General features: G+C 47.7%; 12 protein-coding genes and 1 pseudogene. 8 read left to right on the plus strand and 5 right to left on the minus strand.

All coding sequences use genetic code 11. The annotated features are described in order from the left end of the window. The 5 genes from PsW64_RS16435 to PsW64_RS16455 all read left to right on the plus strand — a co-directional run. A partial coding sequence (locus PsW64_RS16435) for a type VI secretion system Vgr family protein (protein ID WP_153042386.1) occupies positions 1–1,201 on the plus strand: 1,201 nt, incomplete at its 5' end. A gap of 9 nt (positions 1,202–1,210) precedes the next feature. Next, the gene (locus PsW64_RS16440; protein ID WP_082596416.1) at positions 1,211–1,579 is read left to right on the plus strand and encodes a PAAR domain-containing protein; all 369 of its coding nucleotides are present in this window, start codon (positions 1,211–1,213) and stop codon (positions 1,577–1,579) included. Then, entirely contained in the window at positions 1,576–2,583 is a 1,008-nt protein-coding gene (locus PsW64_RS16445; RefSeq protein ID WP_063304280.1) for a DUF4123 domain-containing protein, read from the plus strand. The genes PsW64_RS16440 and PsW64_RS16445 overlap by 4 nt, the downstream gene beginning before the upstream one ends. A 29-nt stretch (positions 2,584–2,612) precedes the next feature. Continuing rightward, complete coding sequence (locus tag PsW64_RS27795; protein WP_057460779.1) at positions 2,613–3,005, plus strand: hypothetical protein; 393 nt, start codon at positions 2,613–2,615, stop codon at positions 3,003–3,005. Continuing rightward, a complete protein-coding gene (locus PsW64_RS16455) occupies positions 3,002–4,486 on the plus strand; it encodes a T6SS phospholipase effector Tle1-like catalytic domain-containing protein (RefSeq protein WP_063304281.1) in 1,485 nt (494 codons plus the stop codon). The genes PsW64_RS27795 and PsW64_RS16455 overlap by 4 nt, the downstream gene beginning before the upstream one ends. Positions 4,487–5,516: 1,030 nt before the next feature. Here the strand turns inward: PsW64_RS16455 and PsW64_RS16460 are convergent. The 3 genes from PsW64_RS16460 to PsW64_RS16470 are packed head-to-tail and all read right to left on the minus strand — an operon-like array spanning position 5,517 to position 8,801. Further along, positions 5,517–6,464 carry a PfkB family carbohydrate kinase gene (locus tag PsW64_RS16460; protein ID WP_063304282.1) on the minus strand — a complete coding sequence of 316 codons (948 nt, stop codon included), beginning with the start codon at positions 6,462–6,464 and terminating at the stop codon, positions 5,517–5,519. A 5-nt stretch (positions 6,465–6,469) separates the two neighbouring features. Further along, positions 6,470–7,474, minus strand: coding sequence for an ADP-ribosylglycohydrolase family protein (locus PsW64_RS16465; RefSeq protein ID WP_063304283.1), 1,005 nt, complete (start codon positions 7,472–7,474; stop codon positions 6,470–6,472). A 49-nt stretch (positions 7,475–7,523) separates the two neighbouring features. After that, on the minus strand, positions 7,524–8,801 hold the full coding sequence (locus tag PsW64_RS16470; RefSeq protein WP_063304284.1) for a nucleoside permease: 1,278 nt from the start codon (positions 8,799–8,801) through the stop codon (positions 7,524–7,526). A 271-nt stretch (positions 8,802–9,072) separates the two neighbouring features. Here PsW64_RS16470 and PsW64_RS16475 point away from each other — a divergent pair, with 271 nt between their 5' ends. Then, a complete protein-coding gene (locus PsW64_RS16475) occupies positions 9,073–9,810 on the plus strand; it encodes a GntR family transcriptional regulator (protein ID WP_063304285.1) in 738 nt (245 codons plus the stop codon). A gap of 153 nt (positions 9,811–9,963) precedes the next feature. On the opposite strand, the pseudogene PsW64_RS27395 reads toward PsW64_RS16475, so the two are convergent. Both PsW64_RS27395 and PsW64_RS16480 read right to left on the minus strand, forming a co-directional pair. After that, a pseudogene (locus tag PsW64_RS27395) lies at positions 9,964–10,071 on the minus strand (integrase core domain-containing protein); the annotation flags it as partial. Positions 10,072–10,182: 111 nt separating this feature from the next. Further along, a complete protein-coding gene (locus PsW64_RS16480) occupies positions 10,183–14,481 on the minus strand; it encodes an NACHT domain-containing protein (protein WP_063304286.1) in 4,299 nt (1,432 codons plus the stop codon). 509 nt (positions 14,482–14,990) lie between these two features. Between PsW64_RS16480 and PsW64_RS16485 the strand changes: the two genes are divergently transcribed. After that, a complete protein-coding gene (locus PsW64_RS16485; protein WP_063304287.1) occupies positions 14,991–15,215 on the plus strand; it encodes a hypothetical protein in 225 nt (74 codons plus the stop codon). Positions 15,216–15,254: 39 nt separating this feature from the next. Continuing rightward, the gene (locus PsW64_RS16490; protein ID WP_063304288.1) at positions 15,255–16,298 is read left to right on the plus strand and encodes a cellulase family glycosylhydrolase; all 1,044 of its coding nucleotides are present in this window, start codon (positions 15,255–15,257) and stop codon (positions 16,296–16,298) included. Positions 16,299–16,730 lie beyond the last annotated feature (432 nt).

The following is a 16,730-nucleotide window of genomic DNA, read 5'->3' on the forward strand; positions in this document are numbered from 1 at the left end:
GGGCCACGGGGCGACCAATGCTATCCACCTGATAGCCGGTCATCAGTTTGCGCTCACAGACCACCCAAACGACGACTACAACATCAAGTATCATTTGCTCACCGTCTCACATCAGGGCAGCCAGCCGCAAGCCGTGGCTGAGGAAGCTGGCAGCGGCACCACCACTTACAGTGCCGGGTTTGAGGTTATGCCCGCCCGCCTGCCATACCGGCCCAAACTGCTCAAAAAGCCATTGGTGGACGGCCCTCAGATCGCCCATGTCACCGGACCTGAAGGCGAAGAGATTTACTGCGATGAACATGGCCGGGTCAAAGTTTGGTTCCCATGGGATCGCCATGGTGCCAAGGATGATAGATCTTCGTGCTGGATACGTGTCTCGCAAAATTGGGGTGGAGCCTCCTGGGGGCATATGGCTGTCCCGCGCATCGGCCACGAGGTCATCGTAGATTTCCTCGAAGGTGATCCAGACCAGCCAATCATTACGGGGCGGACGTATCATAACAACAACCGTCCACCGAACAAACTTCCCGACTTCAAAACCCGCATGGTGCTCATGTCAGACAGCCACAAGGCCAATGGCTACAACGAGCTTCGCTTTGAAGATGAGGGCGGGCAGGAGGAAGTCTGGTTCCACGCTCAGAAATTCCACAACGGCGTTGTTGAGAACAACGAGACCTGGAAGGTCGGGGCCAACCGCCATAAACGGATTGATGGCTCTCAGTCTGAATCTATAGGCGGATCGAAGGATATCGAAGTGGAAGGCTCACACAGAGAAACCATCTCCGGTGTAAAAGATCTTCATGTGAAAGCGGTTCGCCGCACGCAGGTTGACGCTGCTGACAACGAAAGCATTGCTGATGATAAAACGCTGCAGGTTGGTGGAAACTATACCACCAAGGTGAATCGTAACATTCGCATGGAAAGTCTGGCACACCAGCATTACACCGCACCTGGTACCATCTTTGTTGATGGCGGTGATCAGGTGGTTGTTCGTGCTGGTTCTGCGATCTCTCTCAACGTGGGCGGCAACTTCATTCGAATTGATGCGAGCGGCATCAAGATTGAAGGCACTGTTGTGAATGTCAATTGCGGGGCAGGGGCCCCTGCGACAGGCAAGGATGTTCCATTCATTGAACCATCTGCACCAGAAGATTATCAAGGTCCCCATGCCGAGCGTTATGCCCGCTCCTTTGAGAAATAGGAGAGGTCTATGTCAGGAAAACCCGCAGCTCGTTTAGGTGACATTGGCTCTGGCCATGATTGTCACTTTCCGCCAACACCTGCCATTGCCGGAAGTCCAAATATCTTCATTAACAACCGGCCTGCTGTAAGGCAGGGGGATGCTTATGCGCCCCATGGCTGTTCACCATGCCCGTCTCCTTCTCATGGCAGAGCATTGGCGGCTGGTAGCCCTACGGTGAACTTCAACAACAAGCAAGCAGGCCGTGTTGGCGATCCGATAGATTGTGGTGGTGCTGATGTCTCGGGAAGCGCCAATGTATTCATCGGTGCAGCGTCTCCTCCAGGGACACGCAAGCCGTTCGCCGAGGAATGTCCATTTGCTAAGGATGCTTCATGACGCAAGCAGCTTTATCTATCGATGTAGAGCCAGATACGCTCATCGCGGACAGTGTGAGGGCAAGCTTGTTTGCCAAAGTCACTGAGGACATTGCCGCTTATGCGATTATCGACGGACAATGGTGTGAAGATATCTATGGCCGTTTACTGGGGGACGAGAATGCCGACTGGTGCAGTCTGATTGCTGGAGAACTGGCGCAGGAACTTGCCCTGACGGCTCCTTATCTGGTGCGGTTGGAGCAGGATAGCGATCTCACCAATTGGCTGATTCAAGAAGGCTGGGGCAAGGGCTGGGGGATTTACTTCTTAGCCTCAAAATCAAAGGCCAGAGAGCTTTACAGAACCCCGCCCCAAGAAAGCCTGAAGCAGCAGGTAGAGCGCGGCGCCTTTGTTGCTTCGCCAGATATCTCTGAGGACGAAGCCACGGATGTCGTGCTGCTACGACGGCACTTCCGGCGTTATTTGCGCGTTGAGTTCGAAAGTGATGGCCGTTTGGTGAGGTTTCGGTTTTTTGATCCAGCTGTTCTGCGCGTCTGGTTGCTCTCTACAAACCCTGCGGAAACACAGGCATTCTTCGGGCCAATTACTGACTTCATTGCTGAGGATTGGTGTGAAGAACCCAGCCTGTGCAATGCCCAGCAGCTCTGGCACTTCGCAGCACCTACTGCAGGTGAACATTGCAAGACAAACCGTTTTAACATGGGGACGCGCCAACTCACACCCATGACACCAATTACAGAAAGCTCCACACAAACCAACGAACGACCCAAGAGCCACATCACCCTGATCCGTAAGGCTCAGGAGAAGGTGTTTGAGGACATGCAGTGGGAGTTGTTTATAGCAAAAATTGCGCATGATCTCTTGAAGGCAAAAGCCTTGCCGCAAATAGGTGTTACAACCTTTGCTGGTGCACAAGATTTTGCTAGAGATCAAGTTAAAGAAGCTATTGCGAATGGAGTAGAAACTGTTGGTGAATTGAATGAGTATTTAAAACAAACGTATTAATTATAAAAATGACATTATCCGAGGAATAGATGACGAACAAAGAAGATAGAGTTCCAAGATTTACTTTAGCTGGCACTATGTTTGTACTGCTCTTAGTAGCAATTCCGTTTGGGAGTGTGTTATTTGTAGATCTTATATCAATAAATCCTATTTTATTATTTTTTGATGCAATGAAATTAAGTAATATCAAGTATTTATCTGGAGAATATTTGATATTTTATTATAATTTTATTATTTTTATATTGATAGTATGGTATTTTTTTATTCTCAAGAATGGGAATTATAGTTATTTTACTAAATCTATATCTATTATATTGATGGTAGTATTTCTTGTGAGCGCGCTAATAACGCAAATAGTGTTTTCAGGAATGCTTTATACAAGTGAGAACCGTAATGTAACTCCGATAGAGAATAGCAGATGACGGAGCAATTACTAAAAGACAAGCGTTCTATTTGCGAAACCTGTAAATTTGTATTGCGGATTGGCTTATTTTTTGATGGGACCGGCAACAATGCTTACAATGTAAGTACTCGTCTAACAGGAGGTGAACTGCCGGGCATTGATAATATGCCATTAACTTCAGATAGTTATAAATCAGACTATACTAATATATGGAAGCTTCACCGTCTATATCCTTCCTCGCATAGCCAGAAAAACGTGGAAGAGGAAACATACATCTACGGTAACTACTATATCGAAGGAATTGGAACGGACACTGGAAACATTGATTCTCCTAACGGACAAATCTCTGGCAGTGGCGATTATGGTGTACTTGCAAAATCGGAAAAGGGAGCTTCGCAGGCTTGGGAATTTGTAAGTGCATATGCCTCCTATAATATTACTAGAATTGAAGTTGATGTTTTTGGCTTCTCCCGAGGAGCTGCAGCAGCGCGTCACTACGCTCATGTGCTGAATTTGTTTCAAGCGATCTACGGTCCATATTACAAGACGACGCGACATATGGGATATAACAGAACAAAAACAAAACAGAACATGGAGGGGGAAAAGCGCCGCGTAATGTACTTAAAAGTAAGAGGTGATAAATCTCTATATAGCGTATTTCATGAAATCCCAACTAAACTGCAGTTTATAGGCCTATTCGACACTGTTCCTTCTATCTCGTCACCTAGGCACTTTGATTTTTCGCCACAAAATAACGACAACGGTAGTGTTTTACTTCATTTGCCAGTTGGTATTGCGGAAAGAAAGGTCGTTCATCTTACTGCAATCAACGAGCGCAGGAAGAACTTCGCTCTAAAATCGATTTTGTCAAGCCCGGTAGGCTGTGAAGTACCAGAGGTGAAAACCCAAGGCAATCATATTGAAGAATGTCTTTATGGCTCCCACTCGGACATCGGTGGAGGTTATTTGTCGGGGGGGACCGAGGTTGATCTTGGTACAAACCCAAGTGCAGTTGAGCGCGCTATCGACGAAGGGCGGATCGGTTCCGTAGACGATCCGTTTTGTGAAACAACCGATGCCTACTATTCAGCCCAAGTTAAAGAGTGCACCTATGAAGGCGAGAATGGACGAATTACTCAGAAGTCAGTAAATGATGAGATTTTCGAAGCGACTATGCAGCGCGACTATGTCGATGGGGCGCTCTCACGAATAGCACTACATAAAATGCATGCCTATGCTGTATCCAGTAATGTACCATTAATACCAATCCAGCACGAAGATGAAGTCGGTACGTTGACAGAGCAACCAGCAAATCCCATCCAAGGGCTGACCGATATACCTGATGAGCTAAAATTAATTGACGAAAAGACTCATAATAACGCGCCACTATCTGTGGAAGAGCAAAAGTTACTAAATAGGAAATACATCCACAACTCTGACAAGGATTCTCTAGGGCATGCCCCTACAAAGAGTGGCAAGCGCGTTATCTTTGCTAACTAGAGGTGGATTTAGGCCTGAGTCTCTTAGACAAGATCGTGTAAAATCGATGAGAGGAATTTAAGCGAGTTGCTTTTATAGTATCTAGATGTGTTGAGAATGAACGTAATCAGAAATGGTAGATCATTTGAAAATACAGATTTTTACTATGGAGAAAAGCAAAAGCAACTTGAAATTTATTTCGGCGAGAATTGAATACATTATACCTGAGTAGAAAATTATGTATTGAGGCAATAACTGAGATTTTGACATTGAGATACTCAATGTTCTGCGTCAACACTACGTCAACAGCTATATTCGGTTTGAGCTGTATTTGCTCTCCTTTGAAGACGGTGATTATGCCCGAATACCGTATAAGAACAAAAGATAAATCAGAGTATTGTAGGCTAACTTATTGAAAAATAATAATAGTAGAGTTTACTACATTAGAGGCTCATAACCTGAAGGTCGTAGGTTCAAATCCTACCCCCGCAACCCAATATTTGATCAATAGATCAAACACATAACACAACGTCAACAAGAGACACGTTCGTAAGCAGCTTACTCAGCAGATATGGGTGAGAAATGCCGATAGCAGTCGCGGATCAGTGCGGGCGAGGGCCTCCAAGGTAGGCGTAGTGACTCAGCTGCTGCAAAGCGTCAGTTGGTAAGCTAAGATCCACTCAGCGACGCTTACTTTCCTTAGGACTGTTCCTGCTTGATGAAGAATTGACCATGAGCTGACATTCGCCTAGCTACGGTACCACTCAACCCAAAGCAAAATGTCAACTTTGGGTTGATCATAATCAGCTTAACGTTGAGGGCTCAAATGTTAATATGAGTGCAAATCAATAACCTTTGCTTCATCCTTCTTGTCTACCTCAAGAACCCGCGCTTGGTTTGGCGATGTGATTACTAATAGGATTCCCGAAGTTACTTATCAAATCCGACATAGGTCCCACCCGACAGCGAAACTATTTGCGAGCGAAGTAACACACAACTTGATCATGTCAGCTAAATATCTCTTAATCGGCTGAATCACTATAACAATCACTCAGTTCGCTTTGAGGCGTATCTCAAGTTCCGTGAGGCTGATACCTAAGCTTGCTCCAGACTGTTCAACAGCATGAGATGCAACGGCATTGCCGATAAAAGCTGCCTCAAATACGCTCAACCCCATAGCCAGACCGTAGATCAACCCGGCAACATGAGCATCTCCCGCCCCAATGCTATCTGAAAGATTGGCCTGAACCGGACGGACATGGTGTTGCGCTCCACCTTCAAAAACAAAAGCGCCATCCTTATCAATCCGATAGATCACTGCCTGACCAATACGGCTGGACAACTCAGCGCAGAATTTCTCTTCCGCTTGTCCTCCAGCCAGCAAAGCAGCTTCACGACGGTTGAGGGTCAGAAGCGCTGACCTGTCATAAAGACGCTGTAGTTGTTTTTCGCTCAAATCCACCAGCCGCGGCCCAATATCAACGATGATCTCGACGCTGCGGGGAAGACACTCAATCCAATCAAGGAACAGATCTCCGCATGAACTCACCAACTGGTATCCAGAAAGATAAACAATCGCGTTTTCAGCTACATTGAGCTGTTTCAGGTCTTCTATAGCCCACTGAGATTCAACACCAGAAGAAGAAAGAAATGTCCGCTCTCCATCCTGCTCCACCATGGCAATACACCAGCCATTATCGCCGTTTGTCCGTTTTTGAGTAAGCGTAATGCCTTCTTTGCTCAATGTATCTCGGATGCAGCCAGCCCAGAGGCCTTGCCCGACTGGAATGGCGGCTTGTGAGTGCAACCCAAGGGATTTGTGAATGCGGGCAATGTTGAGCGCACAGCCGCCAACGGTTACCGAGGAACTGTCAACGAACACATCATCCCCGCGCTTGGGAAGCTGAGGTGTATTCATGACCAGATCAACAAAAGCTGCTCCAACAATCACAACAGGGCGCTGCTGGGTGACTTTGGTCAGTTTCTTCTGCAAGTTCATGGTGATCACCCTCTCCGTTGGATACGTAGTTGCTGAAGCTGAGGAACATAGCTGTCCAGTTTCACTTCATTGCAGCGGCTTATTGTTTCCAGATAGTTTGGATTAATTGCATCAACACCTTGCAAGGCACCACAAATCGCCGTTGCCATGGCCCCGATTGTATCGGTGTCACCACCAAGGTTGGCGCAGAGCAACGCACAGGTGTTCGGATCTGTTTTTGCTAGTTCAACCATGGCAAGTGCAGCTGGAACTGATTCGATAGTGGAAGTCCCTGCTCCCAGAATACCGTAGATCTTCTCGCTTGCTTCCTGCTCACTTTCACTGTCTGCAACAAGCTTCAGGCCCAATTTGATACGGCTCGCCATGCTCGGGCTGAAGGTGGTTACTTTGCGCTTCTGTGCCTTGTCAGCGATAGCAGGAAGTTCCTGTTTGATGGTTTCCCAGTCCACCCCTTCAACGGCGCGGGTCACAGCCCAACCAACAGCAACCGCACCGGCCAGTGCAACATCCGACTTATGCGTTGCATAACCTAGTTGGTAAACTTCTTCGATAAATGTATCCTGACATGAGGAGGACAGGATCGTCGCAATGGGTGCAATCCGCATAGCGGCACCATTGGTTAAGCCATTGTTCTCCAACTCATCCAAGGAAATGCCGTCTCTAATCGCGTTCAGGGCAATTTTCGATGTTGGACCAAGGATATTCTTGCTGAAGGCATCTATACGCTCAGCCCAGCTCAAAATGTTGCGGCCAATCAATCCCGGATCAATCTGGCCGTTTTTTTCGATAACGGCATCAGCGACAGCCAAAGCCATTGAGGTATCATCTGTAAACTGGCCCCTGGTGAAGTAGCAGGCAGCGTTGTTTTCAGCAGGGCCGTCGAGAAAATCGGTGATTGAGCCAAAGAAACTTTGTACCCGCTCCCGTGGCCACAACTCGGATGGCATGCCCAGTGCATCACCCACGGCCTGACCATACACAGCTCCTGCTATACGATTTAATTCATTCATTGATTTATCTCGTGAGGTGCAGCCCAGCAAAGTGGGCTGCAAATGTCTATTAGACAGAGGAAGGAACTGGCTTAGAGCTGCCATCTTCAGTTATTTGTACGGGTTTGACTTCTTTATCTGATTCACTGAAGAACATGACAAAGAAGAGCGTGATGACAATGATCATGCCCGCGCCAAACATCCACATGCCGGGCCAGTTAAAGGTCATGCCATTGACCGGTTCGGAATAAGCAAACATCTTGCCCATCAAATATCCACCCAACCGGTAACCAAGCAGACTGCCGATGCCCTGACAACCCAGAGTGATCAGACCCTGTGCAGCGGTTCGCATGTGGGCTGGAGCTTTCTTGTCCACGTAGATATAGGCGGTAACAAAGTAGAAATCGTAGCTGACGCCGTGCAGCAGAATACCGGCAAACAACAAGCCGTAGCAGAATATATCCTCTGTGCCACCCATGAAGAAGAAGATGTAGCGGATTGCAGCAGTTATCAGGCCGAGCAGCAGTACCTTCTTGATACCAAAGCGTTTGGTGAAGAACGGCAGTGCCAGCATAAAAAAGATCTCGGAGAACTGACCGAGTGTCATCCAGCCGGTTGCGTTTTTCATGCCCGCTTCAGTTAGGAAGCCATTGGCAAAGATGTAGTAGAATGCGAGCGGCATGCTGAACATGAAGGATGCCACAAAAAACGTGAGGAAACTGCGGTCTTTAAGCAGAACCCAGGCATCCAGACCCAACATGGATTTGAGAGAAACATCGCCTGTGCGGGTTGGGGGCGTGTTTGGCAAAAACAACGCATAGATGCCCAAAAAAGCAGAACTTGCTGCTGTAACAAGCAGCGGTATGTTGGTTGCAGAAATATCACCATAACCCAACCAACCCGGAAGGAAACCACAGGCGAAACCGGAGGCAATCCAGCCGATGGTGCCCATTACGCGGATCACCGGATAGTCGCGTTCAACATCTTCAACGTTGGAAAATGCAATGCTGTTCGTCAGCGCGATGGTTGGCATGTAGGTGAGGCAATATACCATCAGCAGCGGAAAGAATGTAGAGAACGTAGTCTGCTGAGCTGCCAGATACATAAGCCCGGCACCCGCTAACATCATGACCGCTAACACTTTTTGTGCTGGAAAATAACGGTCGGCGATTGAGCCAACAAAGATCGGTGAGATGATCGCAGCAATTGCTGAACACGCATAGCACCATGCGATTTGTGAAGGTGTAAATCCGTTGTTGTTGAGGATTGGCCATAACGGCACAAACCAGGCTCCCCAGATAAACCACTCCACAAACATCATTAATGACAGTTTGATTTTAGGTCGCATCAATTAAACCTCCCATTTGGCTAAAAAGATACCACTGGATACCACCAGGTACCACAAGGAACCAATACGCATTAATATGTATTAAAGGATACCAGTGGATACCTATCGGAAAAATTGGAGGTATTTGTTTGATTTAATTGCACAATGCAGCTATTCGAGTTTGTCGGAAGCCCTGTCAGAGTGTTGAGCTGGTTTGCATTTTTTTGCGAAATATTGAGCTATCTTGCTATGATGGGGCATTGTTTGGACCCTGGAACAAATAGATCTCACGATGGACAACCTCTACCAGTTTTTAAAGGACAGACTTGCTGAAAATGACCCCAGTCCGCTTTATCAACGGCTGGTGACAGCAATCAAGGAGGCTATCCAGCAGGAGGTGCTGTCATCAGAGACTTTCCTGCCCAGTGAGCGCAATCTGGCACAGAATCTTGGTGTCTCTCGTAAGACAGTCAGACATGCATTGGAGACTTTGCGCGAAGAAAACGTGATTGGCAGCCATCAGGGGGTTGGCAGCTACATCTCGCGGGATATTTCCTACACCATCAACAATGAGGCCGGCTTTTCAGAGATCGTGACACGAACCGGTGCGACCCCGTCTACACATTGGTTGAGCAAGCAGGCGATTGAGGCACCAGAAGCAATTGCGGATGAGCTGGGCGTGGCAGCAGGTACCCCAATTCTGCAATTCAAGCGCCTCCGCTCTATTGATGGCCATCCGGTTTCACTGGAAGATTCCTACATCAACTGCCCGCAAATCGAAGACCCGGAGGCTGTCGGCGACTCCCTTTACAGCTTCTTCAAAGAGCAAGGCATTGTGAAAGGCAAACACCACAGCGCTATCAGCGCCTGCATGCCAGATGAAGAGCTGCGCCAACTGCTGAACTGCTCCGAGATGACCCCACTCCTGCTGGTTCGCCAGAAGGTCGACTACCCCGACAGCAAGCAAATCCTGGAATACAGCATCAACTATTGCCTCAGTGACGCCTACGAGTTCACTTTTGAACACTAATACACGAACAGGGGCAGAGATCTAAGTAAAGCCTAGGGCACAGCGAGATATAGACGAGTTGGTAACTAAACATTGTAACCTCAATGTTGAATGCCGATTGCTTCAGATATCATTGTAACTGAGCAGCCCCGATTAAGTGATCCGAGTTGAACGTTAGTGCATGGTTGGCCTTTGATCCATCGGAGTGATGGTTTCCTGAGCTGGTGAGCGGTAGCCTACAGCATTATGAGGTCGTTTCGTGTTGTAGTGTTCTCTCCAATTTGACCAATTGCGGACATTGGCTCAAAAAGTGGTAACTTCAAACGCTACTTGGCTGCAACTTCTGGCTGTTTGAACTAAGATCCTTCAAGGTCACCGCCAAGCCAATCATGTTCACTTGGGCTTCTCAGTTAAAAGCCTTGGACGTAAATCGAGGAAATGAACGGTCAAGTTGACGGCTCCTCCAAGCTTTTCCCGTACTCTGTCGCATTCTTCGTCAAGCAACGTTATAAGCTCTTTGACATTGATGGTGCGGCCATCATCTGGGTGTTCCCATGTTCGGTTTCTTGAAAGAGTAAGCAATAAGGCACCGGATCTACAGTTCTCCGAAGCCATGTACTTTTTCACGAGCTGATGTTCGATGGTATCACGCAATTCTCTTGCTGAACGCTTTTTGTCAGCAAGCTTCAGCTCAATCACGCCCTCCACGGGGGAAGCTGTCGAACGCAGCCGAATATCGGTTTCTTTCTCATCTGCTGTGACCCCTTCTTGATCTATTTTATAAACCGAGTTTCTTGCAAGTTCTAGCTCCCGAGCGATAGCCCGGCGCATTACTCTTTCTTGATTGATACCTGCCCAAGCTTCTCTCGGAGAGGTATCCTGCAAAAGAAGCTCATCAAGATCAGACAGGCGGTCTTTCAGAATGGCGAACATGGCTTCATTGGTTTTTGGGGGAGCTTCACCTGATTGATCAAGCGCCACGGCCTGAGCTTCATTAAAAATATCTGCATCGATCTCTCGCGCCCAATTCTCCTCTGCTACAGCGAGAATCCGATCTTTGAAATGAGTGCACAGGGGGTCAGCCGCCATTTCAATTTTAGCAGCTAAACCATCTTCTCCCTTTGCGTTGAAAAGTGCCGTTACAATGATATTCCGGGCCGTTTCAGCGTTGTCCCGTGTATCTGGTTCGTAAGACCCTTCGCGCTTGGCATCGTCTTGAGTTCGAACATGCTGATAAGCAAGGCGAACCAACTTCAACAATATCTGCGGTGTGAAACGCTCATCACTTAAGCTGACTGCTTCCATGCGATCACCGAAAAGAGTGGCAAATAGCGTCACAGCCTCAGAGCGTTCTGCAGGCTCAATATCTTTGATTTCATTCTCAAAGTGTAAGACACCTATATCCGGATCTACCCGGAGTAAAATAGACAACCAGACTAGACGCAGCTCATAGAGCTCTTCCTGCTTAAGTCGTTCAATCGCTAGGTGTTTTAATCTCTCCAGAGCCGTTTCATCACCATGTTTTAGAACGACTTCGGTAACTTGCTTGGTTCGGCCAATTACGCCGTCCGCATCGGCCACATCGACAACTTGCTGTCCACCTGCTTGAAGCCATTTCTCCAAACGCGGCAAGAACAGTCTCGCAATAGCCTCAGATGTATAGCCAATACCTTGAAGCATCTTAGAATAACCATCAGAAGCAGATTTTTGGGCGAGCTCCCATGAAAGCTCGTTTCCAAGAACCTGATCGAAGGCAGACGGGTGCGCCTTTGCCAAATCTTCCATCCATTGAGGAAGGCCGTTTAACTCGATTATGGCATAGTGTGCCGCTAATTTTGCTTCATCGCTACTAAGCGCTGCTGCCCAATTGGGGTCTTCTGCTTCTGCATAAATCGCGGCTAAACCTAACTGCCAAAGTGAACTGTTACGCTGATTGGGGGCTCTTTCGCTTGGTAGAGTTGGTCGTTCTTCTCGCCATATCTTCATAAGTGCACGCCGAAGGCGATCTGCGGTCTCTTTATCGAATAGTTCTTCAATCAGGCGGCGGTTCCAACCAGATGACCGACTACTGTCACCATCAGCACGCATTGCTCGCCATAAATTCCAAGCTGTGTCCTGCCTTTTCTTCGAAGAAAACGCTTCTTCAGGCTGGTTAGAAACTTCGCGCCAAAAGGAAACCCAGCTAGCGTGAGCCTTAGCTTTTTTCCGCTTTTCTTTTTCTTCTCGCTTGGCTTGCTCTTTTTTCCAACGTTGATCTTCTTTGTCGTACTTGGATGGACTCAGTGCTTCATCAAGCCTGTGTAACAATGTAGGTTCATCAGCTACGAGTTCTTTGAGCTCTTGAATATGCCCTTTCCGGCTTTGTTGATTAGGAGATAAACGTAGGGCGGCCTCCAAGAGCATAGACCGTTTGCCGAAGTCATTCCTTTTGTCGCTTAGCGCATCACAAACCCAGGTAAAGTCGCGTTCATGGTTTAAGAATATTGGCCCATCATAAGATGCAATCGCTATATAACGTTGCAACGGCTCTGTGATTTCATGGAGAGATTGGATTAATGCATCTACGATCCAGAACAGCCGCGCTGTGCTATCTGCATTCAAAATTGATAGCTGTTTCCTGAGCGAGCTGATCGGTTCATCATAACTTTGATTATTGTGATGTAACTGCAGAGCAAGAGAGCTAGCGCGGAGCCAGTCGTCACTTTGAGACTGCGTCAAGCCGCGTTCACAAACTGCGGCTAAGACTGAGCTGAGATACCATTGATCACTCGTAATATGAGGCAGATGCTGCCTCCATCTCAGCCCCTTGGATACAAGAGCCACCAGTTCATCACGAAGCCTCTCTAGAACACCAATCTCCAGAGGCGACGTCTGTACTGTTCTCCCTAAATGCCATGTTAGGCCCAATAGGTCACTTTTTGACGGCTTTTCCCATTGAAGAGCAAGACATAATTCTTCAACAGACATATGTTCCGGAAACAACCTGATGATTGCCCTTTCTGCAATGCGATTGGGCCAACGATGGTCATGATCAGCAATAGCAGCGGCAATCTCAGTCAGGCGCTTATCTTCAAGAGCGGTTAAGGCCTCCAAAGCTCCAATTCTATCTCTGTCAGAGGCTGTTGCGTCCTGAGTAACTCCAAAGACGATGTCTGCACAAGCGTCGATACGCCCTTCTGCAACAAGGTCAAAAAGCACCTCTCGTACTTCTGGGTTCTCTACTCCTCCCTCCCAGATTTTGGTTATGACATTCGAGAGGCCTTTTGAGGCAAAGCGATGAACCTGGATTGGAGGTGTCTCAAGCCCGCGCCACCCTCCAGCCCCATATCGTTCCACATATGCCAATAGGACTTGCTCGCGCTGGGGGAGGGAGATGGACTCAGGATCTCCTTCATCCAAAAGCACTGCAGGTTCATTATCGCGCAATAGCTCAAAGATTCTTTTATCCTGTAATGCGATCCAACCTGCTATAGGGCGCTTAGAGGGCCGAACTATTAGCTTTCCTTTTGTTTCTGCGAATAATAACCGTCTCAAAGCCTTATATGGCATCCCTTGCTTTCGCAGAGCTATCAGCCGTTCTGCAGCCAAGTATTCCATAACGGAGCGATGATGGAAGCGTACGCGGCCATATGTGGCGAAGCTAAAAAGTGGTCGCTCAAGCAATGCTCTTCGCTCATCAGGTTGCCAATCAGCCAAAATGATTGCTGGGTCGAGTGCAGCTTCATCATCATCTACGGTGTCAGCTTCTGCGCTGTGCCGGATCGTCAATCTGCGTGTAAACTGCATCGCAAGAGCCAATCTGCTGGCCCCTTCTGTTGCCTTTTCTCCCGATAGCTCAGCTGGTTCCGGCCTATCTTCGCGAGGAAGTAATTTCACTCGAACGTTGGATGCGACTTGATTACGATGAGTTCTGATACGCTTGTGCTCACGCCAATCCGCGCATAACTCAATGAGGTCTTGGGGTCTGCGAGCAAAATCAATAGCATTTCGCTGTTTTAAGTCTGCTAACAGCGCCTCGGGCTCATCTACTCGTTGGTGTCGGGCGAACTCAATAATCTGCTCATCCGATAGCGGCATCAAGGCCACGGCACGCCACTCAGGTGCAGAGTTATCATCCTTTGCGTTTCGACGATCCTGAGATCTATGCATAGCAACTTCGGCTAACATTTCCTCCTTTGTTTTCGAGGAAGGCACTGGAGGAACTGGAAGAATTTTACGGACAAGCTGCTCGTCAAATGGGATCGGCCGCGTTGTTACAACGATCCTTACCCGATGAAGTTGACCATTAATGCACTTTTTTAGCTGCTTAAGGGCTCGTTTAAGCGATCCTAAAGAGAGTTTTAACTCGTCTATCGAATCTAGAAAAAATGTTGCCACATCCGATTGAGAAGAAAGCCAAGTGTCGAAGCGCTCTTCTTCCTCAGGGTCGAGCTGGCTGCGAACGTCTCTTTTTGCTAAATCTGCCAACTCAATGAAAAAAGCTGGTTCGCCTGCTTTCCATAATTTTTCAGCCTGAGCTTGGCACTCATAGGTTTTGCCTGCACCTGCCTCTGAGATCATCAGGATACGTTTTGATTGTAACAGGTCATCCCATGTTTTGCCTTTTGACCAACCTAAGCGGACTAAATAGTCTTGTTGATCAGCCTCATTGATTTTTCCGTCTGGGATATCCTGAAAGATGCGTTCAATCATTTTGTGAAATAGACCTAATTCGTATCAAAGATGGGCAAGGCACCCTGCAAAGCTATGCTCTTGATAAGCCAAGCAAAGTTCGAGGTATCTGTCTTGATTTTACGAAATCATAGGTAGTAAAGCAAACGCAAGTGCAGCACTTACGATGAACACATTCAACCGTCGATGGAATAGCCCGAACGTCCGTTTGTGGCCCGACTGCAGGAATGTTGCTGTTTTCCGAAACCGCCATAGGTCGTTTCGGAAAACAGCACCCTTAGGCTTTTAATTGCCTTCCAAAAATTTTTATGGACAATTCCTATGGTGGTTGCCGTAAAAAGAAGCACCGGAATTCTACCAGTGCTCTTATACATATCATCACCTCAGGATAGTAGCCTCGGCCACGTGCTGCTCAAACAGGCGTAGATTTCGGCTCCAATCCAAGGGTACCTCGCTTTAGAGCCAAGGTCAGCTCGCTGCTTTGAGCGCATGAATGAGTGAGTATTGGTGATACTAGAGGAACCTTCTGCATGACAACTACCGAAGAATCCCATTGGAGCGTTGACTTCAAACCCGGCAAAGCTAGAACCTCGGGCAGTGCGTGCATTGTGGTGATGGACAAACAGCGCGCACCTCTTCCGCAGAAATTCTTCGTTAAAGGAGTTTCCTATAGCCCAATTCCCTGTGGGGCTGGCCAGAACGAACCAGAGGTTGGCGATTGGTTTTTTACTGTAAACAATCAGCCGGGAACTTAGGACCAGATTTGGGACAGGGACCTTCCCAATCTAAAGGCTATGAACATTAATGTCTTAAAGACTTATCAGTTTTGGCCCAAGAAGCCGCCGCTCGGCAAGCATATGCTGGAGTGGCGCTCAATAGTGGATGCTGAGCAGGATCGATCACATCATGATTTTCTGGAGGCCGCACGAAAGAACAACCTTTATGTTCTGATTGGGGTTTCGTTGGATGCTGGAAACATTTTTGATAATGGTTCACCACAAATGGGAAAAGCCTACAAGGACTATTACTTGTGGGTGTGTGAGCAATTAGCTGAACGTTATGGCAAGCATCCGGCAGTTATGGGGTTTGTGTTAGGTAACGAAATGAACAACCCAACGCGGCTCCAAAGCTCTGCGTTTTGGGAGATCAACGCTGAATTTGTGAAACCCTTCAGGAAACATGCTCCGAATAAACTGCTCATGCAGGCAATGCAGAACGATGACAATTTATTCCTTTATAAAATAAATGGCTCATCAGAAAAATTGGTTCAGAAGTATACGCAGCTTTATGATCTCTGGGCTGTGAATGTTTACGATGGCAAGAGCTTTGATCAGTTCTTCAATCGGTTCAAGCCGCAAGTTGCGCAAACCGATTATGTCCGGCCCATCATATTTACGGAATATGGGGTGCCTGCTGGAACTAATGACAACTGCACAGTTGTAGAGTTACCAAATAACGCAGAAATTGTAGGGCAGTACCTTAAGGAGCTTTATAAAAACATGACCACGCCAGAACACTTGGAATACTGTTGTGGGGGTACATATTTTGAATACTGCGATGAATGGTGGAAAGGAAATGGCACAAGTTGGTGTACCCACACGACGCCATCACAGAACAGCGCTCCTGATTTTCCTGGTGGATCTTGGGAACCTGCGTGGTGGGGGCTTTACTCAGTAGCTCCTAAAGGCCGTACCTGTGCTGCAGGCCCTTGGAGTAATGCGGAGAAAAAACCCTATCCTGTTGACACTCTAACCAAGCGCCATGCGGTGTCTGTCATGAAAGACTTGGCAATCCCTTTCGGATATTTGGGCAGCAATAAACGGCAGAAGATTGAGTGAATTTACTTATGTTGATACTGAGAGTGGGGTAATGGCGTCTTTCATCAGCCACAGCAAAAAGGCTTCTGCCAACTGGGTAGTCATCTCTTCTAGGAGTGTTCAATCCAAAGTACACTTAATGGACTGCGGATGTTCGCGCTCCTAGCCCCGCGGTAGACTCACGCCAACGGGTAACCTTAAGAAAGACGGCTTGCGAGTGCTATCAGTGTCTTGCTGCCGCTGTGAATGTTTAGTCGCTTAACTAATGTCGGGAAAGGGCTCACATAATGATCCTGCTTGCTAGCATCTATGTTTGCAAGACCGTTCGCTAGTGAAAAGCGAAGTGTCGCCCGATATGACTCCTCAACCCATGATAGAGTTTGCCAAATGTCCAGTAATGGCGGTGGGTTCAACTGGTGGGTGCAACACTTTAATCTTTAAATAGAGATGGAG

Origin of the sequence: Pseudovibrio sp. W64 (genome assembly GCF_001623145.1) — a bacterium.
Lineage (GTDB): Bacteria > Pseudomonadota > Alphaproteobacteria > Rhizobiales > Stappiaceae > Pseudovibrio.

Coding starts and splice junctions, on each gene's coding strand:
- PsW64_RS16440 (WP_082596416.1), top strand. CDS start 1,211: ATGTCAGGAAAACCCGCAGCTCGTTTAGGTGACATTGGCTCTGGCCAT.
- PsW64_RS16445 (WP_063304280.1), top strand. CDS start 1,576: ATGACGCAAGCAGCTTTATCTATCGATGTAGAGCCAGATACGCTCATC.
- PsW64_RS27795 (WP_057460779.1), top strand. CDS start 2,613: ATGACGAACAAAGAAGATAGAGTTCCAAGATTTACTTTAGCTGGCACT.
- PsW64_RS16455 (WP_063304281.1), top strand. CDS start 3,002: ATGACGGAGCAATTACTAAAAGACAAGCGTTCTATTTGCGAAACCTGT.
- PsW64_RS16460 (WP_063304282.1), bottom strand. CDS start 6,464: ATGAACTTGCAGAAGAAACTGACCAAAGTCACCCAGCAGCGCCCTGTT.
- PsW64_RS16465 (WP_063304283.1), bottom strand. CDS start 7,474: ATGAATGAATTAAATCGTATAGCAGGAGCTGTGTATGGTCAGGCCGTG.
- PsW64_RS16470 (WP_063304284.1), bottom strand. CDS start 8,801: ATGCGACCTAAAATCAAACTGTCATTAATGATGTTTGTGGAGTGGTTT.
- PsW64_RS16475 (WP_063304285.1), top strand. CDS start 9,073: ATGGACAACCTCTACCAGTTTTTAAAGGACAGACTTGCTGAAAATGAC.
- PsW64_RS16480 (WP_063304286.1), bottom strand. CDS start 14,481: ATGATTGAACGCATCTTTCAGGATATCCCAGACGGAAAAATCAATGAG.
- PsW64_RS16485 (WP_063304287.1), top strand. CDS start 14,991: ATGACAACTACCGAAGAATCCCATTGGAGCGTTGACTTCAAACCCGGC.
- PsW64_RS16490 (WP_063304288.1), top strand. CDS start 15,255: ATGAACATTAATGTCTTAAAGACTTATCAGTTTTGGCCCAAGAAGCCG.